The 21,183-nt window shown below is 39.4% G+C and carries 14 protein-coding genes; 10 read left to right on the plus strand and 4 right to left on the minus strand.

The genetic code is table 11. From position 1 onward, the window contains the following. Window positions 1-385: 385 nt before the first annotated feature. The 3 genes from gltB to rlmN all read left to right on the plus strand — a co-directional run bounded on the left by gltB (window position 386) and on the right by rlmN (window position 7,808). Window positions 386-4,993, plus strand: coding sequence for a glutamate synthase large subunit (gltB, locus tag BN985_RS03960; protein WP_042221234.1), 4,608 nt, complete (start codon window positions 386-388; stop codon window positions 4,991-4,993). Window positions 4,994-5,048: 55 nt separating this feature from the next. Then, the gene (locus BN985_RS03965) at window positions 5,049-6,536 is read left to right on the plus strand and encodes a glutamate synthase subunit beta (protein WP_042221235.1); all 1,488 of its coding nucleotides are present in this window, start codon (window positions 5,049-5,051) and stop codon (window positions 6,534-6,536) included. A 204-nt stretch (window positions 6,537-6,740) separates the two neighbouring features. Continuing rightward, window positions 6,741-7,808 (plus strand): 23S rRNA (adenine(2503)-C(2))-methyltransferase RlmN, encoded by a 1,068-nt coding sequence (gene rlmN / locus BN985_RS03970; RefSeq protein WP_042221236.1) that lies wholly within the window; start codon window positions 6,741-6,743, stop codon window positions 7,806-7,808. Between the two features lie 130 nt (window positions 7,809-7,938). Here rlmN and BN985_RS03975 read toward each other — a convergent pair whose 3' ends face one another. Next, window positions 7,939-9,192, minus strand: a complete 1,254-nt coding sequence (locus BN985_RS03975; protein ID WP_042221238.1) for a GGDEF domain-containing protein — start codon at window positions 9,190-9,192, stop codon at window positions 7,939-7,941. Between the two features lie 236 nt (window positions 9,193-9,428). Between BN985_RS03975 and BN985_RS03980 the strand changes: the two genes are divergently transcribed. Next, the gene (locus tag BN985_RS03980) at window positions 9,429-11,480 is read left to right on the plus strand and encodes a catalase (protein ID WP_042221239.1); all 2,052 of its coding nucleotides are present in this window, start codon (window positions 9,429-9,431) and stop codon (window positions 11,478-11,480) included. Window positions 11,481-11,659: 179 nt separating this feature from the next. Here the strand turns inward: BN985_RS03980 and BN985_RS03985 are convergent, their stop codons facing one another. Beyond that, on the minus strand, window positions 11,660-13,054 hold the full coding sequence (locus tag BN985_RS03985) for an alanine/glycine:cation symporter family protein (RefSeq protein ID WP_042221240.1): 1,395 nt from the start codon (window positions 13,052-13,054) through the stop codon (window positions 11,660-11,662). A gap of 376 nt (window positions 13,055-13,430) precedes the next feature. Here BN985_RS03985 and BN985_RS03990 point away from each other — a divergent pair, with 376 nt between their 5' ends. The 6 genes from BN985_RS03990 to BN985_RS04015 all read left to right on the plus strand — a co-directional run bounded on the left by BN985_RS03990 (window position 13,431) and on the right by BN985_RS04015 (window position 19,331). Beyond that, window positions 13,431-14,609, plus strand: coding sequence for a ParM/StbA family protein (locus tag BN985_RS03990; protein ID WP_042221241.1), 1,179 nt, complete (start codon window positions 13,431-13,433; stop codon window positions 14,607-14,609). Window positions 14,610-14,618: 9 nt separating this feature from the next. After that, window positions 14,619-15,173: a hypothetical protein gene (locus BN985_RS03995; protein ID WP_042221242.1), complete on the plus strand. Its 555-nt coding sequence runs from the start codon at window positions 14,619-14,621 to the stop codon at window positions 15,171-15,173. 219 nt (window positions 15,174-15,392) lie between these two features. After that, window positions 15,393-15,926, plus strand: coding sequence for an RNA polymerase sigma factor (locus BN985_RS04000; protein ID WP_042221243.1), 534 nt, complete (start codon window positions 15,393-15,395; stop codon window positions 15,924-15,926). Continuing rightward, window positions 15,916-16,686, plus strand: a complete 771-nt coding sequence (locus BN985_RS04005; RefSeq protein ID WP_042221245.1) for a hypothetical protein — start codon at window positions 15,916-15,918, stop codon at window positions 16,684-16,686. The genes BN985_RS04000 and BN985_RS04005 overlap by 11 nt, the downstream gene beginning before the upstream one ends. A gap of 15 nt (window positions 16,687-16,701) precedes the next feature. Beyond that, window positions 16,702-18,606, plus strand: a complete 1,905-nt coding sequence (gene asnB, locus BN985_RS04010; RefSeq protein WP_042221246.1) for an asparagine synthase (glutamine-hydrolyzing) — start codon at window positions 16,702-16,704, stop codon at window positions 18,604-18,606. Between the two features lie 71 nt (window positions 18,607-18,677). Beyond that, window positions 18,678-19,331, plus strand: coding sequence for a DUF421 domain-containing protein (locus tag BN985_RS04015; protein WP_042221248.1), 654 nt, complete (start codon window positions 18,678-18,680; stop codon window positions 19,329-19,331). A gap of 73 nt (window positions 19,332-19,404) precedes the next feature. On the opposite strand, the gene BN985_RS04020 is transcribed toward BN985_RS04015, so the two are convergent. Both BN985_RS04020 and BN985_RS04025 read right to left on the minus strand, forming a co-directional pair. After that, on the minus strand, window positions 19,405-19,971 hold the full coding sequence (locus BN985_RS04020) for a LemA family protein (RefSeq protein ID WP_042221249.1): 567 nt from the start codon (window positions 19,969-19,971) through the stop codon (window positions 19,405-19,407). Between the two features lie 15 nt (window positions 19,972-19,986). Beyond that, window positions 19,987-21,111, minus strand: coding sequence for a DUF3137 domain-containing protein (locus tag BN985_RS04025; protein WP_042221251.1), 1,125 nt, complete (start codon window positions 21,109-21,111; stop codon window positions 19,987-19,989). Window positions 21,112-21,183: the final 72 nt, after the last annotated feature.

Consider the following 21,183-nt stretch of genomic DNA (forward strand, 5'->3'; position numbering starts at 1 on the left):
TAAAATTATCGTTTCTTTTGGATTTAAATTAAACAACCCTATAAACCTTGTCTTTTATGCAATAAAAACGCATACAAAAAATAAAGAACGCATATTTGGTAGCGTTTTCATTTACTGGATTTTTATAAAAATGCATGAACATGACTTATCTGAATTTTGAGTTAAAAAGTGATTTATGATATGATATTTCTACTATCCTTTTTTATATTTAGAAAAGTGTATATTTTTAGTTTTGTGGAACATTTCTTATTGCTAAATCTTAAATGTTCTAGATTCGCTAAAAGATGAGCGGACGTAGATTTCCTAAACTGTTCTGGTTTGATCTCCAATTCGTTTTAAGGTAGGAGATACCAAGAATGTTTAATGATAGAAGGGAGATGTAATGATGACGAGAAATGGCTTCCCGCAAAGGCAGGGACTCTATCATCCAGATTTTGAACACGAAGCATGTGGAATTGGAATGATTGCAAATATAAATGGAAAACCAACACATAATATTGTTCAGAATGCAGTTAATATTTTATGTAATTTGGAACATCGGGGAGGACAATCTGCCGATACAAGCACAGGTGATGGAGCAGGAATTCTAACTCAGATTCCAGATCGCTTCTTTCAAAAGCAATGTGCCAAGGAGAACATCACTTTACCTAAACAGGGGGAGTATGGCGTTGGTATGGTGTTTCTTCCACGTGATCATGAGGTAAGAATGCGCAGCAAAGAAGTGTTTGAAGAAATCATAGAACAAGAGGGGCAAACGTTCCTTGGCTGGAGGCCTGTACCAACGAATGAATCGTTTATTGGCAAGGTGGCTTCTAAAAGTAAACCTACAATTAGACAAATTTTTATTAAGAAGTCTGAAGATATAAAAGATCAAATAGCGTTTGAAAGAAAGATGTATGTGATTCGGAAGCGCATAGAACAAGAAATGGCAAAAGTTCCGGAGTATGAAGATGTATATATTAGCAGTCTGTCTTCCAGTACGATTGTTTATAAAGGAATGCTAATTCCTGAACAGTTAGATGCATTTTATATTGATTTGAATCACCCTGATTTTAAATCTGCATTGGCTCTTGTCCACTCTCGCTTTAGTACGAATACATTTCCAAGCTGGAAAAGATCTCATCCAAACAGATTCACCATTCATAATGGGGAGTTTAATACATTAAGAGGAAATGTGAACTGGATGCGCGCCCGTGAACAACTTTGCGCTTCAGAGCATTTTTCTGAAGAAGATATGGAAAAAATTCTTCCTGTAATTGACGCGGACGGCAGTGACTCTTCCATTTTTGACAATACATTTGAATTTCTTCACTTATCGGGGCGATCACTAGCACATACTGCTATGATGATGGTGCCTGAACCATGGGCGAACGATGCGTCCATCAAGGAAGAAAAACGCGATTTCTACGAATATCATAGTACATTAATGGAACCATGGGATGGCCCGGCAGCACTAGTGTTTACAGATGGGAACCAGATAGGTGCTTGCCTTGACCGTAATGGTTTACGTCCAGCTCGCTATTACGTCACAAAGAGTGGAATGATCGTGCTAGGTTCAGAAGTTGGAGCACTTGATATCTTTGCTGATGACATCCTGTATAAGGACAGACTTCAACCTGGGAAGATGCTCCTTGTAGATTTGGAAAAGGGCATTATCGTTCCGGATGAGGATATTAAGATGCAGGTTGCTTCAGAGCAACCTTATAAAGAATGGCTCAAAAATAAGATTGACCTTAATGATATTCCTGATGTTAGGAATGACCAGCCATCCTATAGGGGCAAGGAATTACTTGAACAGCAATTCGCTTTTGGCTATACAAGAGAAGAATTGAACAAAATAATTAAGCCACTCGTAGAAGATGGGAAGGATCCAATAGGTTCAATGGGATATGATTCACCACTGGCAGTGCTATCGAAAAAGCCCCAGCTTCTATATAATTATTTCAAACAATTGTTTGCCCAGGTGACAAATCCACCTATTGATGCTATTCGTGAGCAGATTATTACGATGGTCGAGACAACAATTGGCGCTGAAGGAAACCTTGTGGCACCCAAAGCGGATAGTTGTATGCATATCCGACTTGAAACGCCAATTATGACCAATGACCAGCTGGAGAAACTACGTGTACGTCAAATTGAAGGATTTCAGACTGCAACCATTTCCACTTTATTTAAACGTAGTAAACCAGAAGGAAATCTTGTGCAGGCAATGGAAAAGCTGTTTATTAAGGCAGATAAGGCGATAGAAGAAGGCGCAACCCTTATTGTTCTATCAGACCGTGGAGTAAGTAAGGGAAAGGTCGCCATCCCTGCATTGCTGGCTGTATCTGGATTGCATCACCATTTGATCCGAAGAGGGATTCGTACAAAAGTTAGCCTGCTTGTAGAATCTGGGGAACCTAGAGAAGTGCACCACTTTGCCACGCTAATTGGTTATGGTGCGGAAGGAATTAATCCATATCTGGCCTTTGATACCATTCATGAGTTAGTAGATAACCAGGAATTAGAGGCAATTACACCAAATCAAGCGGTAGATCAGTATGTGAACTCAGTGACTGATGGCATAATTAAAATTCTATCTAAAATGGGAATTTCCACCATTCAGAGTTACCGTGGTGCTCAGATTTTTGAAGCAGTTGGCATCCAAACAGATGTAATTGATAAGTATTTTACCGGTACAGCTTCTCGTTTAGGCGGCATCGGGATGGATATGATTGAAAAAGAAACGGTTATGCGTCACGAGAAAGCGTTCCAGGAAGCACGTGGTTCAAATTATGCGCTCGAAGCAGGAGATGAATTTCAATATAGAGGAAATGGTGAAGATCACCAATACAACCCTAAAACCATTCATACCCTTCAGCATGCTTGTCGTACCAATAATTATGATGTGTTTAAGGAATATACAAATCTTTTGACAGACGAAACGAACAATCTTCAATCATTACGTGGTTTATTAGCTTTCAAAAAGCGCACACCTGTACCAATTGAAGAAGTCGAAACAGTGGAAGAAATCTGTGCACGTTTCAAAACTGGTGCCATGTCTTATGGCTCCATAAGCCAGGAAGCACATGAAGCATTGGCTATTGCAATGAATCGAATTGGCGGACGAAGTAATACTGGGGAAGGCGGAGAGTCTGCTGACCGTTTTACACCCGATGAAAATGGCGATTCCAGAAGAAGTTCGATTAAACAGGTAGCTTCAGGCAGGTTTGGCGTAAATAGTCATTATCTTGTGAATGCTGACGAGATTCAAATAAAAATAGCCCAAGGGGCAAAACCAGGTGAAGGTGGTCACCTTCCTGGCAAAAAGGTATATCCATGGGTTGCTGAAGTCCGCGGTTCTACACCGGGAGTTGAGTTGATTTCTCCACCACCACATCACGATATTTATTCTATCGAAGACCTAGCAGAGCTAATCCATAACTTAAAAAACACGAATCCAAACGCAAGGATAAGTGTGAAGCTTGTTTCTGCTGTCGGTGTAGGTACTATAGCTGCAGGTGTTGCAAAGGGAAGAGCAGATTTAGTTTTAATTAGTGGTTATGATGGTGGAACAGGCGCAGCTCCACGAACGAGTTTGAAGCATACTGGTCTTCCGTGGGAGATTGGCCTTGCTGAAACGCATCAAACCTTGTTGCTAAATGGTTTACGTGATCGCATCGTGGTAGAGACAGATGGGAAGATGATGACAGGGCGCGATGTTGTCCTCGCCGCCTTGCTTGGAGCAGAAGAGTATGGTTTTTCTACAGCTCCACTTGTGGTGTTAGGTTGTGTCATGATGCGTGTTTGCCATATGGATACATGTCCAGTTGGAATTGCGACACAAAACCCTGAGCTTAGAAAGAAATTTATGGGGGACCCAGAGCATGTTGCTAATTTCATGCGGTTTATTGCAAGGGAAGCTCGTGAATTAATGGCAGAGCTCGGCTTCAGAACAATAAATGAGATGATTGGCCGTACAGATGTACTTGAAGTAAATGATGCAGTTGATCACTGGAAAGCGAAAGGAATCGACCTTAGCCCACTACTCTATCAACCAGATCTTCCAGCAAAAGTAGGTAGATATGCCACTATAAAGCAAGACCATGGAATAGAGAGAACATTGGACTATCAAGAGTTGCTTCCTCATTGCAGAAAAGCGATAGAAGAAAAAAGCCCTGTGGAGTTTACTACCGCAATCAGAAACATTAACCGGGTTACCGGTACGTTACTTGGTAGTGAAATTACCAAGCTATACGGAGAAGAAGGATTACCAGAAGATACAGTGAAGCTGAATTTTAATGGATCTGCCGGACAAAGCTTTGGAGCTTTCATCCCGCCTGGAATGACGTTGAGATTAATTGGGGATGCCAATGATTTTGTTGGAAAAGGCTTATCTGGTGGAAAAATCATCGTCCATCCAGATCCAATTGTGACATTCCCGCCAGAGAAAAATACCATTATTGGAAATGTAGCATTTTACGGTGCATCTCGCGGTGAAGCGTACATCCGTGGTATTGCGGGGGAACGATTTGCTGTAAGAAATAGTGGGGCAAATATCGTTGTAGAAGGTGTCGGCGATCATGGTTGTGAGTATATGACAGGTGGAAAGGTTGTTGTGCTAGGTACGACAGGCAGGAACTTTGCTGCTGGGATGTCAGGCGGGGTTGCCTATATTCTCGATGAAGATGATACCTTCCATTCTAAAGTGAACGCAGAGCTTGTTAACGTAGAGCCAGTGAAAGATTCAGAAGAGCTGCAGGCACTGTACCAGCATATTCAACAGCATGTTTTTTACACGAACAGTTCGCACGCCGAACGTATCCTAACTTATTGGGAAAAGTATATACCGCAATTTGTTCGGGTTATTCCAAAAGCTTATGTAAAAGTTCAGGATCGTATAAAAGAGTTACTAGATAACGGGTTAACTAAATTTGAAGCAGAAATGACAGCTTTCGAGGAAAGTAAAAAACCAGTAGAAAAAGAGAGAACAGAAGCAGTCGCTCTGCAATAAAACTTGTTGCACGTTAACATAAATGTTCCAAGTATTAGAGAGGGAGGGCCTACCGATGGGGAAACAAACCGCATTTATGGAATATGAAAGAAAGGTCCGGGATGAAAGAGATCCTGGAACCCGAATCAAAGATTGGAACGATTACACGATACCCATGACAGAAAAAGAAGTACAAATACAGGGGGCGCGTTGCATGGATTGTGGCGTCCCTACCTGCCATGTGGGGTTAGAGCTAAATGGGGTCACATCAGGATGTCCAGTTTACCACCTTATCCCTGAGTGGAATAACCTGGTGTATGAAGGGAAATGGAAGGAAGCACTTGAAAGAGAGCATGAAATGAATAATTTCCCTGAGTTTACTGGAATGGCGTGCCCAGCACCTTGTGAAGGAGCTTGTGTACTAGGGATAAATGAACCTCCAGTTGCAATTAGGACGATCGAACGATCCATTATTGAAAAAGGCTTTGAAGAGGGATGGGTTGTAGCTACTCCGCCTGAAAAGCGTACTGGAAAAAAGGTGGCTGTAATCGGTTCAGGTCCAGCCGGGCTGGCTGCTGCAGCGCAACTTAACAAGGCAGGTCACACGGTAACCGTATTTGAAAGAAATGATCGTGTCGGCGGATTATTGACTTATGGTATTCCGGAAATGAAGCTTTCCTATGATGTAGTGAAACGCCGTGTCTCTATTCTAGAAGAAGAAGGGATTACGTTTATTACCAATACAGAGGTAGGAAAAGACATATCAGTAGAAGAGCTCAAGGAATCTTTTGATTCCACTATTCTTTGCGGTGGAGCAACTGTGCACCGTGATATCCAGATAGAAGGAGGTTCGTTAAAGGGAGTACATCCAGCAATGGATTTCCTACATGCTAATACGAAAAGCCTCCTTGACTCTAATTTGGAAGATGGAAACTATATTTCAGCTGAAGATAAAAATGTGATTGTAATCGGTGGCGGGGACACAGGAACAGATTGCCTGGCAACCTCTGTTAGACATAATTGTAAAAGCCTTACCCAATTTGATATTTATGATAAGAAAGGTTTGGTCAGAGATATAGAGACAAACCCATGGCCACAGTACCCTACGATCCACCGTGTTGAATATGGCCATAAAGAGGCTTCAAGTGTTCTTGGGGAGGATCCTCGTGCCTATGCTGTTATGACAAAGAAATTTGTTGGTGATGAAACGGGTCATGTTAAAGAAGTGCATACAGTCAATGTTAAGCTTCGTTTTGACGAAAATGGCAATAAGGTACGAGAAGAAATCCCAGGTACAGAGAAAGTTTGGCCAGCAGACCTTGTATTAATTGCCATTGGCTTTAAGGGTCCAGAGCAAGACCTTATTAGTCAAATGGAAGTTGAGACAACATCTAGATCTACAGTGAAAGCAACGTATGGGGAATACACTACGAACGTAGAAGGTGTTTTTGCTGCAGGTGACATGCGCCGTGGACAAAGCCTAATTGTTTGGGCGATCAACGAAGGCAGAGAAGTTGCTCGAGAATGTGATCGTTACCTAATGGGAGAAACCGTTTTACCATAAAAAGAACAGAAAACCACAGCCTTACAGGGTTGTGGTTTTTAGTTCTAACTTGACAAGTTGTAATATAAGGAGTAACATTCCTTCAATTGGGTTTGCAAGAGATAGTGACATGAAGTAATATAGTATAGTAGGAAATATGCAATGCTTTTTAAGTGAATTCTTTCTTAGGAAAAGGACTTACTGGAAATGAGGGTTAATAAAAAAATGAGTAAACAATCCATTTATGGACTGACATATGATCAATTATCTGATTGGTTGATGGAACGCGGACAACAACGATTTCGAATTGACCAGGTTTGGAACTGGCTTTATAAAAAACGTGTTGGCCAGTTTTCTGAAATGAAAAACGTCAACAAACAGACGATTGAGCTTTTAGAAGAAAATTTTGTGCTTCACACTTTGGATGAGGAAATTAAGCAAGAATCGCAGGATGGAACAATTAAATTTCTATTTAAACTTGCGGACGGCAATTTAATCGAAACTGTTTTAATGCGGTTCAATTATGGCTTGTCTGTTTGTGTTACGACACAGGTTGGCTGTAATATCGGTTGCACCTTTTGTGCAAGCGGATTGCTGAGGAAAAACAGAGACCTATCAAGTGGGGAAATTGTAGAGCAAATTATGAATGTACAAAAGCACTTGGATGAACGTGGTGACGATGAAAGGGTTAGCCATATCGTGGTAATGGGGATTGGTGAGCCATTCGATAATTTCACCAATTTAATGGATTTCCTATATGTTGTAAACGACGATAGAGGACTTAACATTGGTGCACGTCACATCACTGTATCCACCAGTGGTCTTGCCCATAAAATATATGAATTTGCCGACACAGGAATTCAAGTTAACCTTGCTATCTCGATTCACGCTCCAAACAATGAGCTAAGAACGAGAATTATGAAGATTAACAAGGCATTCCCAATTGAAAAGCTGATGCAGTCTGTAGATTATTACTTGGAAAAGACGAATCGTCGTATAACTTACGAGTATATTATGTTACGGGATGTCAATGACCATAAGGAAGAGGCAGAGCAGTTAGCAAAATTACTGTATAACCATCGCCATCTAGCTTATGTGAACTTAATTCCGTATAATTCCGTGGATGAGCACAATCAGTATCAGCGCAGTGAATCTGCTTCTATTCAAGCTTTCTTTGAGACCTTGAAAGCAAAAGGCATTAACTGTGGCGTTCGTTGGGAAAATGGTGCAGATATTGATGCAGCATGCGGACAGTTACGAAGCAAGCAAATCAAGAAAACAAGTAAAGTCTAATAACAGCGAAAAGCCTTCGGGTTAGGGAACACTAACTAGAGCTAAATACTGATTAAAACAAAAGAGTCTGAGCGGGTTTTCACCCGTTCAGGCTCTTTTTTATACGCTAGGAGAGGATGAGTCTTAGCTCTTACTTAAATCGTGAAGTTAGTGGAAGGTTCATTGTACCGTTCTTTGCCGTGACTCGATTCTTCCCTGATTCTTTCGCCTGTAAAAGGAGCTCATCCGCGTAAACGTATGCCCGTTTAATCTCTGTTTCTCCACCCGTTTTATAGTAATACAATCCAAATGAAGCGGTATAGTTGATGGCCACATGATCAGATTTATATTCAGTTGGGACAGGACTGCATTCAACTTCCACCCTTATTTTCTCCAAAAGCTCCACACATTGCTGAAATGATCGATGTCTGAGAAATATGGTGAATTCTTCGCCACCACTTCGGATTAAGCAGTCTTTTTCCTGAAGGTTGTTCTGCAATGTAGCAGCATAGTGCTGAATTACATAGTCTCCGACTGCGTGATTATACGTATCATTAATCCGCTTAAAGGTATCAATATCAGAAACAATCACCCCAATACATTCTCCACTATTATTAAGCTCCTGCATAATTTTATCCATGTAGGTTCTGTTGTACACTGTTGTTAAAAAATCTGTATAAGCCATCTGTTCGAATCTATCTCGCTCCAGTTTGTGTTGAATTGTCTGTGACTTAAAAAGGAAAGAACGACTTACAAGATAATTTAGGAGGAAGAGTGCAATAACCATCTCCCATTGCTGTTCCATAAGAAGAAGAAACAGAAGACCATTAGAGAATGCAGTCTTTCCCATGTCAAGGATACTCCTGCTTTTGATGAAGTCTATCGCTTCCTTTATAGACATAATATCTTTGCTAATCGTAAATATAGTGATGAGATAGAGATCTGAAAGTAGTGAAACAGTGATAACCAATATAATGATTAATAGCCAAAAGCCAAAAGGTAGGTTCTGAAACCCAGGGTATAACATTTGAAATAAAAAGAAGGCGATAGAGTTATTTAATGTAAAGGCTCCGATATTATAAAAAGTATGTAGAAATTCGTCTGGGTCAGCTGTGTTGGAATATTTTCGATTAAAGTAAACAATAAAACGTTGAACAAATTCAAAAATAAATAAGCCAAGGGGACCAGCCAACAACCCAAACGAAAGACCATAAGATATTCCATAATCCATGTTTAATTTTCCTTTTTTCACAACAATGGTTAAGTGCGAATAAAGGGTGGAAAAAAGCCAGTATAATAGGATTGCTTTAAAAAATAATGATGAATCTACCAAAATTTCACCATAAAAGACTGCGACAGTCAGCGAAACGATGAAAATACTTATGATAAATACTATCAGTCGCATGGGTGATCTTCCTCTCTTGAACATAGGCAAAAATTCCTACTTTCAACTCAATTTTAGCACAGTTTTTTCCTGTTTGTTCAAAATATTTTATATTTATTCTGTTTGTTGATTGACAAAGGTTCTGTCTAGTAATTTTCAGCTAAGGTCTAGTTTCCCCACTGTTTAACATTTCCAGTACGCGGGTATTGATTTAGGGAAGTTATGACATTACGCAACTAACAATAAGGAGGGCTAACATGTCGGATGAACGTAAAGTTGATGGCAACAGTAAAAATGAGCAGCTGGAAGCTTATCGAGTCGATGACAGTGGCAAAAAGTTAACAACAAATCAAGGATTAAGAGTATCTGAGGATGAGTTTTCTTTAAAAGCGGGAGAAAGAGGACCAACCCTAATGGAAGACTTTCATTTTCGTGAAAAGATGACTCATTTTGATCATGAGCGTATACCAGAGCGGATTGTTCATGCAAGAGGGTATGCGGCACATGGGGAGTTTGAATTATATGAATCTATGAAACCCTATACTAAAGCTAAGTTCTTACAGGAACCTGGGTCTAAGACGCCAGTATTTGTGAGATACTCAACGGTAGCTGGATCTAAAGGTTCTGGTGAGCTAGCAAGAGACGTTCGTGGTTTTGCAACTAAATTTTATACAGAAGAAGGTAATTATGACCTTGTCGGTAATAACATACCTGTATTTTTCATTCAAGACGCAGTAAAGTTTCCCGACTTAATACACGCTGTAAAACCGGAGCCACATAACGGCATACCACAAGCTGCTTCTGCCCACGATACTTTTTGGGACTTTGTGGCAAACAACCAGGAATCAGCACATATGATTATGTGGCATTTATCAGATCGAGCAATTCCGAGAAGCTTTCGCATGATGGAAGGGTTTGGGGTACATACATTCCGCTTTGTGAATGAGGAAGGAAAAGCACATTTTGTAAAGTTTCACTGGAAGCCGAAGCTAGGAATTCATTCAACTGTATGGGATGAGGCGCAAAAGATTAACGGTAAAAACCCTGATTTCCACCGTGCTGACCTTTACGATGCAATTGAGAACGGAGACTATCCAGAATTTGAGTTTGGTGTTCAAGTCATTCCAGAAGAAGATGAATTTATATTTGATTTCGATATTCTAGATCCAACCAAAATCTGGCCGGAGGAAGATGTACCAGTTAAGATCATCGGCAAGATGACATTAAACCGAAATGTAGATAATGTTTTTGCTGAGACAGAACAAGTTGCTTTCCATCCAGGTCATGTCGTGCCGGGGATAGATTTTACCAACGACCCATTACTTCAGGGCAGGTTATTCTCCTATACGGATACACAACTGATCCGTCTAGGTGGTCCTAACTTCCACGAGTTGCCTATTAATCGGCCAGTTTGCCCATTCCATAATAATCAGCGTGATGGTTATGGCAGGCATACTATTAATAAAGGACAAGTAAGCTACCATAAAAACAGCCTTGCTCGTAACACTCCAGAGCCTGCAACTCCAAGCGAGGGAGGTTACGAACACTATCAGGAAAAGGTGGATGGTAGAAAAGTTAAAACGAGAAGCGATAGTTTCAAAGATCACTTCTCACAAGCTACACTGTTTTGGAATAGTATGAGTATAGCGGAAAAAGAACACATCATACAGGCATTTTGTTTTGAGCTAGGCAAGGTTCAAAACAAGGATATACAGCAACAGGTAGTAGATATGTTTGCAAATGTTAACTTGGAGATGGCTCAACAAATTGCAGATAGTATAGGAGTAGTGGCACCTTCTGAGGGTGGACAAACTATTACAAAGGTGTCCCCAGCATTAAGTCAGGAAAACAGTACAAAGTCTGTTGCAACAAGAAAGATTGCTGTATTGTTAGATGAAGGTTATGACGGAGATGCGGTAAGCGATATCGTGGATCAATTTAAAAAGCAAGGTATGCAGCCAGAAATCGTTGCCTCAAAGCTAGGAACAATTAAAACGGAAAAAGGTCCTCAACTCGAAGTAGATAACACGTTTCTGACGGTAGATTCTGTACTATACGACGCTGTATATGTAGTGGGTGGGGCCCATCAAAATGAGAGTTTCCAAGGTAAGGCAGGGAACTTTACAAAAGAGGCTTTTTCTCACTTTAAACCGATTGGTGCAACACACGAAGGGGAGAAATTGTTACAGGACTTTGGTGTTACTTCCCTCGCTGCAGGTGTTATAACAGAGGGAGATTCAGATGATTTTGTTTCTCGGTTTACAGAAGCTGTTAAGCAACATCGTTTTTGGGAAAGAGATGTAGGTTAATGATGAATATAAACTAAGGGCAAGCGACGCCATTCGTTTTAAAAAACAATAAAAAAATCCAGTTATCAAATTATAATAACTGGATTTTTTTATTGTATCAAAGTTGTGTTTCATTACGTAAATGCTCAAAATGTTAACGAACCGCAAAGTAAATGGGTGCTTTGTTATTAGTTTAGTAATTAATCTTTTTCTGTAAATAGCGTAACGCTTGGTTCTCCACCATTCTTCTTGTATAAGCGATATACGTAGTCATCTGTAATAGCCTTAACCTCTTTACTGAGGAATAACATAGGGATTACATTAAAGATGACGACAAAGGCAAGCATCAGATCTAGGAATTGCCAAACGAATTGTAAGCCACCAATTGCACCAACATATATTGCAATAAGATATACCATACGCATTGATTTTGCAGCAGTTAAGCCTGACAAGAACTCTGCCTGTTTTTCCCCAAAGAATATGAGAATTCCAATTGTCGTAATAACGAAAAATAGAAGGAATATAGCAACAAATATACCACCAAATGTTGAACCATAAAAATCAGAAAAGGCAACGGTAATCATGCTTGATGCATTCGCTGATTCTACTTTTGTCCATGCACCTGTAACAAGAACAAGAATTCCAGATACCGTACAAATCACGATGGTATCAATAAATACACTGAAGACTCCCCAGAAAGCTTGTTTTGAAGGATGGTCAGTTTGTGCCGGTGCATGAGCGATAGGTCCTGTACCTAGTCCAGCTTCATTGGAATATAACCCTCTGGCGATACCCCAACGAATAGCCTGTGCAATTGCTGCACCTGCGAAGCCTCCTGTTGCTGAGATAGGTGTGAAAGCATGTGTAAAGATTAAACTAAATACAGTCCCTAATTGATCTACATTAGCGAAAATTACAATTAACGAAAGGGTAAGGTAGGTTAAAACCATAAATGGTACCAGCTTATCGGTCACATTTGCAATACGTTTTATCCCACCAAATATAATGAATCCGATCACAATGAGAATTCCAATCCCCGTCACATGTACAGACCAGTCAAAAGCTCCCTGAAGCTGTGTGGCGATCGAGTTAGATTGCACCATTACACTTGGAATAGCTTCAAGCATTAAAAAGACAGCAAATAAGGTGGCAATTACTTTCCAGCCCAGAGCTTTGCGTATATAGTACTGAGGACCACCAACCCACTCACCATTTTCATTTTTCTCTCTGTACTTCATACCGAGCACAATTTCACTATACCTTGTTGCCATGCCTATTAAAGCGACCATCCACATCCAGAAAAGGGCGCCTGGTCCACCGAGTGAGATAGCCACTGGTACACCAACAATGTTCGTTGCTCCGGCCGTTGAGGCAAGAGCAGAAGTAAATGCTTGGAAGGGGGTAATTGTCCCTTTCTCTTTGTTCTTTTTAAATATTTGTCCAACTGTCTTCTTTAGTATGTGTCCAAACATCCGAAACTGAAAGAATTTCAAACGGAAAGTATACAATATCCCCGTTGCAATTAATAGAATGGATAATACATAAGTCCAAAAGAAATCGGATATGCTTGCGATTAAGTTTTCAAATCCTGCCATGTTGTCAGCTCCAATTTTTTATTTTATTTTTCTTTGATACCCGCTCAGATAAAAAGTTAGTCATTAATTTAGGAGGGGATTTTTGTATACGATTTTCGTACACTTGCAAACAATTACGTATACAAAAAGAAAACATTTTTGAATACATGTGTACAAATCCGATTGCAAGTTGATATAACAACGAATGCAAAATTGCACACATGTATACGTGAAAGAATACGACTTTAGAAGGATTGCTATTTTTGAACAAAACTATTAATCTAGTAGATACGGAAAATTAATGAGAAAAGTGGTATCGGTCGTGTTACGTAATGCAGACTAGAGCCCTCACTATTATTGAATTTTCCTATCTATTAAAGAAGGAGATTTTTCTATTATGACAAAATCAAGAATTGCAGCAGTGGATGTAGGAAATGATGCCTTGAAAGCAAACTTTGGAAAAATGGAGAATGAAGTCTATATTCCAAATGTGGTTGCACAGGACATGGAGGACCGACCAGTTATCGGGATTGAAGAACTGGATGATAAAAGTGTATTAGATAATTTACATATACGCGTACACTCCCCTGCCCTAGAGGAGAACAACGTCGTTTATCGTGTTGGTAATTTAGCTACAAAAACGAATAACTCAACAGAACTTGACATTGGAAGCAATAAATCCGAAGAGGACCAGACTCTTGTCATGCTATTTGCTTCCTTAGCATTGGATGCAGTAGAGTCAGGGGCCTTTAAAGCAGGAAAGAACGATGTAATTGATGCGAACTATACGCTAGGTACAGGGTTGCCATTACGTGAAGTGAAAGAAGGAAAGGATGTTGGTTACAGATCCCAACTTCTAGGTTCTGTTCATCAAATTGAATTTTTAATTACACCAAAACATCAAGGAAAGAAGATAAACATTAAATTTGATGAAGTAAAGGTATATCCAGAAGGCTTTGCGGCGTATGTTAACCTCATCATGGATAATGATCTTAATGTTATCAACAAGGAACTAATTGATAAGCAAATACTTATTCAGGATATTGGTGGGTTATCAACAGATATTGCAGTTATCCGTAACCGCAATGTGGATGATGATAAGGCACAAGGGTTTAATCTTGGGGTTTCCGAATCATTGGAACAAATTCGTGAAGAAATACGCATTAAGCATGGTGTAGAGCTTGATAGTCGTAGAGATGTTGTTGACATTATAACGAGAAATAATGACAGACACCATATTATGGTGAAGGGAAGCAGAACGAATGTACACGATATTACTGATCATATTCTGCTAGAACTTGCCAAAAAGGAATATAGATTCCTTCGCAATGTTTGGGCAAAAAACTCTCAATCAGAGATTTGCTATTTTGTTGGAGGCGGCTCTGCTGTTCTTAAAGATTACCTAAAAGCGTTAAATAATAAGCTTGATGGGTACAATATTGAGTTCTTTGAGGATGAGAATGAAAGTATCTGGATGATGGCTAATGCTTACTATAAGCTAATAACAGACTTTGCAAGAAAAACAGAAAAAGAGAGTGCGAAAGAAGAGACAACGACCACTACAAAAGCTAAATAGGGTGAGGGCATGACAAAGAAAACAATTGAAAGAGGGCAGTCCATCACATTTCGAGTGCCTTCAGATACACCTGATTATCTTTTAAAACAGCTGCAACAGCTAAAAGAAACAGCTCGCAGAAACTTTTCAAGTGAAATTGCACAATTTGTTTTAAAGGGGTTAAATGAGAATCCTACAAGGGAACGGGAATCGATTACCGTTCCCTTACCCCAAAGATTAACGAAAGAACAAAAAAGCTGGCTGAAACACGAACATTCTGAGGCATTAATCGGAAGTCTTGTGTATCAACTATTAAGTGATCCAATGCGGGCCACAACCTTGCTCGCTTCACTCAATCGGGATGCCTATCATTTAGAGGATGAGCCGGCACTGCATACAGAGCATGATGAGCCAGTGGAGACAATGAAGACAGAAGAAAAGGAAAGCCATGTACCAAAGAACTTGGAGATTGACTTAGATGATGTCGATATAGATGGCTTGGAGATAGAAACAACAGAGAGTGTGAAGCAAGAGCCGCAAGAGGAAGATCCGTTAGGTGATTTCTTTGCCAGTATGAATAAATAAACAACTGTCATGATAAGTGAGCATACTTATTATGGCAGTTTTTTTTATGTGGATAAGCACATGGTATTAAACAATAAGGTACATATCTGTGGATGAGTCTGAATTAGGAGTTGTATATAAAAAACTTTTCAACAATAAATTTGCGTGAGCAAAAACTTTTTAAGCATTTCTAAGGTATATAGAGTAGAACGTTTTTCAGAAGGAGGATTGGCTCTATTGATGGATCGAGAAAATAAGCTCATCAAGAAAGTAAAAAAAGGCGATCAGCGAGCTTTTAAAAAATTGTACGATATATATGCTGATTATTCTTATCGGACAGCGTATGGCATTACGAGAAATCAAGCTGATTCAGCAGATATTGTCCAGGAAACATTTATAAAACTATACCGAAACATTCATTTATTTGATATGAATAGAGCATTTAAACCATGGTTTTATCGACTATTAATTAATGAGGCAAGACGCTATATAGGAAAGGTTTCAAAGCAGGCGATCAGTATTGAATCCGAAGAATTGCTTGATTATTTGCATACAACTTCAGATGGTGAATTAAACTTTGACGAGCTGGATATAGCGATGGAGCAATTAGAGGAAAATCATCGCACTGTAATTATATTAAAATATTTAAACGACTTTACAGAAAAAGAAATAGCAGAAATTCTTGAACTAAATCTAAATACGGTGAAATCCAGATTATTTAAAGCGCGGAGGAAGCTAAAAATGATAATGGGGGGTGCTGCGGATGAGGAATAAACATGATTTTGATAATAAATTGCACGAGGAATTGCATAAACATACTGAAGTTGATTCCCAACTTAAACAAGAAACATGGGATAAGATTCAACAAGAATTATTCCGTGCTGAACGTAAACCCCGTAGCAAGAAAAAGAGCGCTATTGCGGCACTAGGCACTGTAGCAGCAATCCTGATCCTTACGCTTGGACTTATGACGAATACAGGTCAAGCTATGATTCAGAATCTTAAAGATATGTTTGTCGAAGAAAAGCAGGAAGAGATAGAAATAGAAGGCCAAAAGGAAGAGAGCGATACACAATTGGAAGCAAATGAAGCTTTGCGTTATGTCATCTACGTGGATGAAGACAGATACAAAATGGTCCAAGGTGAGGAAGTGGATCGAATTGAAACAAAGGAGCCACTCGGTGAAAGATATCCAGATGTCTTTATGGAAATAAGCAGGAGAGAGAATACCACCACAGAGAAAGTGTTACGAGACATTAAACGTGAAATAAAAAAGGATGGTTTAGAAGTAGCAAGACAGGAGAGTGTTACAGAACCAATAGAAGCAGAGGTAGTTCAGGGGATGGGTGAGGAAACGACGAACGAAGCAGGTAAGACAGGACATCAATGGGATACACCGATTCATAGATACTACGTGACAGAAACAAAAGAAAACCAAGTGTTCGTTATTAAACAAGCATATTTCTTAGAGGCAGAAGAAGGGCATGGGGCCCGTTTTCATTATATGCTTGAGAGCTTTGAGATAGTGGATTAAAAGGGGGGATATACCATGTGTGGTTTTGTTGGTGTTTTATTAAAAGAGAAAGCATTACAATTTAGTACAGATCATTTAGAAGACATTAAAGAGAGCAGCAATCTCATTAATCATAGAGGTCCAGATGAGGAAGGGTTTTTTAATGATTCATCCATCGCTCTTTCATTTAAAAGGTTAAGCATAATTGACCATGCTGGTGGTCAGCAACCATGGTTGTTTGGCGATGATCGCTATCGGATGGTGTTTAATGGAGAAATATATAATTTCAAACAACTGCGAAGCCAATTAGAGGAGAAAGGGCATGCTTTTTACACAACTTCTGATACAGAAGTAATTGGTGCCATGTTTTTAGAGAAGGGCGTAGAAGCTTTTACAGAATTACGAGGGATGTTTGCGATCATCATTTGGGATAGGCAAGAGAAGGCCTTATACGGCGCAAGAGATGCATTTGGCATAAAGCCATTCTACTATTCTGAGAGTGACAGCGAGCTTATCATGGCATCGGAGAAGAAAAGTATTACGTATTTAACACAACGGAAAAAAGTACATGAAGTGGCGTTACAGTACTATATGTCTTTTCAGTATGTGCCAGATCCAATGAGTCTAACGGAAGGGGTGCAACGTCTAGAACCGGGGCATTATTTTGTGAAAAAATGGAACAAACCAATAAGAAAACAGCGCTATTTCCATGCAACTTTTGAACCTGTTAAAGGTAATGAACAACAGATTATTCGGTGTGTTCGTGATGTAATGCTTGATTCTGTAGAAAAACATATGCAAAGCGACGCACCACTAGGAGCTTTTTTATCTGGTGGAATTGATTCAACCTTTATTGTTGGATTGGCAAAAGAAGTTGACCCCCACATCAAAACATTTTCCGTAGGCTTTGAGGTGGATGGCTATTCAGAGATATCGGTTGCAGAAAAAAGCGCGGAAGTAATGGGAGTGCAAAATTTCACCCGAAATATCTCAGCTGAAGACTACGTAAATGCATTGCCTAAGATTATGTGGCATATGGATGACCCCTTGGCAGATCCTGCTTCTATACCACTTTATTTTGTTGCACAGGAGGCAGGTAAGCAAGTGAAGGTGGTCCTTTCCGGTGAAGGGGCAGATGAACTATTTGGTGGGTATACAATCTACCGAGAACCAACTTCTTTAAAGTTTTTTGAGTATATGCCAAATATGTTACTTCGCCTATTAAATAAGCTGGCAGCTATTTTTCCAGAAGGGATGAAAGGGAAAAGCTTCCTAGAACGTGGAACCACACCACTTCAACAAAGGTATATTGGGAATGCCAAAATGTTTGAGGAAAAGGAGAAAGCGCAACTATTGCAACATTATGATAAGGATGCCAAGTACCTGAACTGGACTTCAAACCTTTATAAAAACGTACAGTCATGCCACAAGGTTCACCAAATGCAGTATATTGATATACACACATGGCTACCTGGCGATATTTTGTTAAAGGCAGATAAGATGACGATGGCGCATTCACTTGAACTAAGAGTCCCTTTCTTGGATAAGGAAGTGTTTGAGGTTGCAAGGAAGCTGGAAGTGGAGAGTAACTTTACTTCAGGTACCACCAAGGCAATTCTAAGAAAAGCAGCAGAAGGAATTGTGCCTGAACACGTTATAAATCGGAGGAAGTTAGGGTTCCCTGTGCCAATTAAGAGCTGGTTACGAAATGAGCTGTATTCTTGGGCTGAAAATCTAATAAATCAAAGCGAAACCAATTATGTGATCGATAAGCAGATTGCCAGGGAATTGCTAGCTAGTCATGCAATTGGAAAAAGAGACTACTCACGTAAACTTTGGACAATTCTAATGTTTATGCAATGGCATCAAATCTACGTTGAACAAGAATATGATGTATCCCCATTTAATCAAGTGAAGCAACGGGCAAGAGTGACATCCTAATAAACCAGCATAATAATTAGAGAAGTGTGTCAAACTAACTCTAATAACTGAAGGGTATGGGAGTTGTTAGGATGGAGTTTGATTGGATATGGAAATCTATTATCATTGTACTGGGTGGAACCTTTCTATTACGGTTAGCAGGTAGAAAATCGATCTCCCAAATGACGTTAGCTCAGACTGTAATTATGATTGGGATTGGTTCCCTTCTCATTCAACCACTAGCTGGAGAGAGTATTTGGGTCACGCTTAGTGTTGGTGCAGTACTAGTATTAACATTGATTGCAATGGAGTTCATTCAAATTAAAGGTGACTTTTTTGAAAACCTTATTACAGGTAAATCAAAGGTGCTAATAAAAGATGGTGTTATTCAAGAAGAGAATTTAAAAAAGCTACGGTTAACTGTGGATCAATTGGAGATGAACCTACGTCAGAAGAATGTGCAGCGTATTAATGATGTACAGTGGGCAACACTTGAACCAAATGGGCAGGTTGGTTTTACATTAAAGCCCGATTCTCAGCCTGTAACAAAGAAGGAGTTTCAGCAGCTGGCTGATGATATAAAAGCTTATTTACAAACGATGGCGCCGACGCAACAGGTCGAACAGCTGAATAATCAATTACAGACGTTGACAGCTCAGATTCAATCTAACACGAATTCAGAGGGATTATTTCAAGAAGTACAATATAAACAGCATGAGAATACTCCGCCGAAGAGGTTGCAGTAAAAGCACTTCCCTTTAGAATAACATCTTGCCATAATAGAAAGGCTCCCACCTTGGAATGGGAGCCTCTAATTCGTTAACGATTAAAAAGGGCTTTTACATCTACATTTTCTCTTTTTTCGGGTGGTGTCTCAAACATCGGTTTTTTAGTGAAACGAAAAGCACCTGCAATTAAATTTCGGGGGAAGGTAGAAATGAGCTGATTATACTTCCCTGTATGTGCATTGAAATTACGGCGTGCAGCTTGGATTTGTTCTTCAATATTATTAATGGAACGCTGGATGTGCAAGTAATTTTCATTAAACTTCACTTCTGGGTAACGTTCCATATTGACCATAATTGTAGGTATTTCTCGTTGAAGGTTGTTGTGGGCTTTAATTTTATCATCCATATTATGTGCATCAATAATACCAGTTCTTAACCCCGTTACATTTTCTAATACCTCAATTTCCTTATCTGTCGCGATACGTGCTGTTTGAATTAGGTTATCAAGTTGATCAACTCGTTTCATTAAGAAGGCGTCGAGGTCTCCGAAAGCATTCTCTACGTTTACAGCTTGTTTTTTCATCTTATTATAGCTTAAGACGAAAAATAAGATAACTACCATTGCAGCAACAATTAAAAAAATCATACTAGTCTCCATTTTATTTCCTCCTTGTTATGCTTTATTCCAGATTCTAAGATTTAAATTCAGTTCATCTACTAACTCTAATGCAATATTTATATCGTGAAAGTAACCCTTCATGACTTCTTTGTTTAATGGCAAATATAAGTTAAAATCAAAATGTTTTCTCTCCGTCGGAAGCATGAAATACATTTTGCCGTTTTTAAAAGCAAAATAAGGCGTTTTTGAAAATGTTGCTTGTGGTGAGTTTTTTATATTTAGCCCCATTTGAAATGCTTCTTTAGCTGTAGTAGGTGCCGGGCTATTGCTAGTACGGTCCTTTGTTGTAAAGGAAAGAAGCCTGTTCATGAAATTTGGGGTCAGGATATATCTTGCTGTAATCTGATCGGTTGTACGAACAAGAAATTCATCCATAAATTGAATGTCTTCCAGTTCCACATCCTCCAGCTTTCCCCTTTCTTGCGATTTTTCTCTTTTGGCAAATGTTCTATCTTTTTTGGGCCCAATAATCGTGAGGCCATCAAAATCTTTGTTGAATTCAGCAACAAAGAATAAGCCATTAAATATTGGTTGAATACGTTGTTTCGTTTTTCCATCCTTATCTTTATAACGTACAGCATGAGAAGCACTAATCTCGCAAAATGATAAATCTGTCTTGGGTGGATTTTTCTCTAGCCTCTCACTGTCTTCAGATTCACTGCCGACAGTCCCTTTAATCAAGTCCTCTCCTGTATATCGGTTTGGATTAATACCAAAGATATTAGAACGCATAAAAACCTGCTGTGATATGTATTTTCTAGGAGTGTAGGTGAAATTTTTGTTCAAAAATGTAACGATGTCTGTGACAATCTCTTCTTTTATCTTTTTAGCTAACTCCCTTCGCTTCCTTTTTACCTCCTTGAAGAGGTAACCAGCATAAAGAATGGTGGCCGCAAATAGATAGGCACTCACTTCAGGTAAAAGAAGATAGCACAATATAAGAAGGACGATCCCTGGCAACAGTTTCATTGCTTGCTTCTTTATTAGATCCATCGTATTTAATCTTTCCTCTTCTAATCGCTCTACCTCACTTCTTAAATTTTCTTCATAATACACATCAAATTCTTTCTCCGATTTTGCGAATCGCTCGAGTTGGTATACCTCATCCACTTTTTTCATCGAATACCTCTCCCATAATTTTCTATAGTTAGTATAGCAAATTATCCCAATAATCTAGGCAGGAATATGAAA

The organism is Oceanobacillus manasiensis (genome assembly GCF_000724085.1).
GTDB classification, from domain to species: domain Bacteria; phylum Bacillota; class Bacilli; order Bacillales; family Amphibacillaceae; genus Oceanobacillus_B; species Oceanobacillus_B manasiensis.

Excerpts from the sequence above, each read along its gene's own strand:
- gltB (WP_042221234.1), top strand. The coding sequence starts at position 386 with ATGACGAGAAATGGCTTCCCGCAAAGGCAGGGACTCTATCATCCAGAT.
- BN985_RS03965 (WP_042221235.1), top strand. The coding sequence starts at position 5,049 with ATGGGGAAACAAACCGCATTTATGGAATATGAAAGAAAGGTCCGGGAT.
- rlmN (WP_042221236.1), top strand. The coding sequence starts at position 6,741 with ATGAGTAAACAATCCATTTATGGACTGACATATGATCAATTATCTGAT.
- BN985_RS03975 (WP_042221238.1), bottom strand. The coding sequence starts at position 9,192 with ATGCGACTGATAGTATTTATCATAAGTATTTTCATCGTTTCGCTGACT.
- BN985_RS03980 (WP_042221239.1), top strand. The coding sequence starts at position 9,429 with ATGTCGGATGAACGTAAAGTTGATGGCAACAGTAAAAATGAGCAGCTG.
- BN985_RS03985 (WP_042221240.1), bottom strand. The coding sequence starts at position 13,054 with ATGGCAGGATTTGAAAACTTAATCGCAAGCATATCCGATTTCTTTTGG.
- BN985_RS03990 (WP_042221241.1), top strand. The coding sequence starts at position 13,431 with ATGACAAAATCAAGAATTGCAGCAGTGGATGTAGGAAATGATGCCTTG.
- BN985_RS03995 (WP_042221242.1), top strand. The coding sequence starts at position 14,619 with ATGACAAAGAAAACAATTGAAAGAGGGCAGTCCATCACATTTCGAGTG.
- BN985_RS04000 (WP_042221243.1), top strand. The coding sequence starts at position 15,393 with ATGGATCGAGAAAATAAGCTCATCAAGAAAGTAAAAAAAGGCGATCAG.
- BN985_RS04005 (WP_042221245.1), top strand. The coding sequence starts at position 15,916 with ATGAGGAATAAACATGATTTTGATAATAAATTGCACGAGGAATTGCAT.
- asnB (WP_042221246.1), top strand. The coding sequence starts at position 16,702 with ATGTGTGGTTTTGTTGGTGTTTTATTAAAAGAGAAAGCATTACAATTT.
- BN985_RS04015 (WP_042221248.1), top strand. The coding sequence starts at position 18,678 with ATGGAGTTTGATTGGATATGGAAATCTATTATCATTGTACTGGGTGGA.
- BN985_RS04020 (WP_042221249.1), bottom strand. The coding sequence starts at position 19,971 with ATGGAGACTAGTATGATTTTTTTAATTGTTGCTGCAATGGTAGTTATC.
- BN985_RS04025 (WP_042221251.1), bottom strand. The coding sequence starts at position 21,111 with ATGAAAAAAGTGGATGAGGTATACCAACTCGAGCGATTCGCAAAATCG.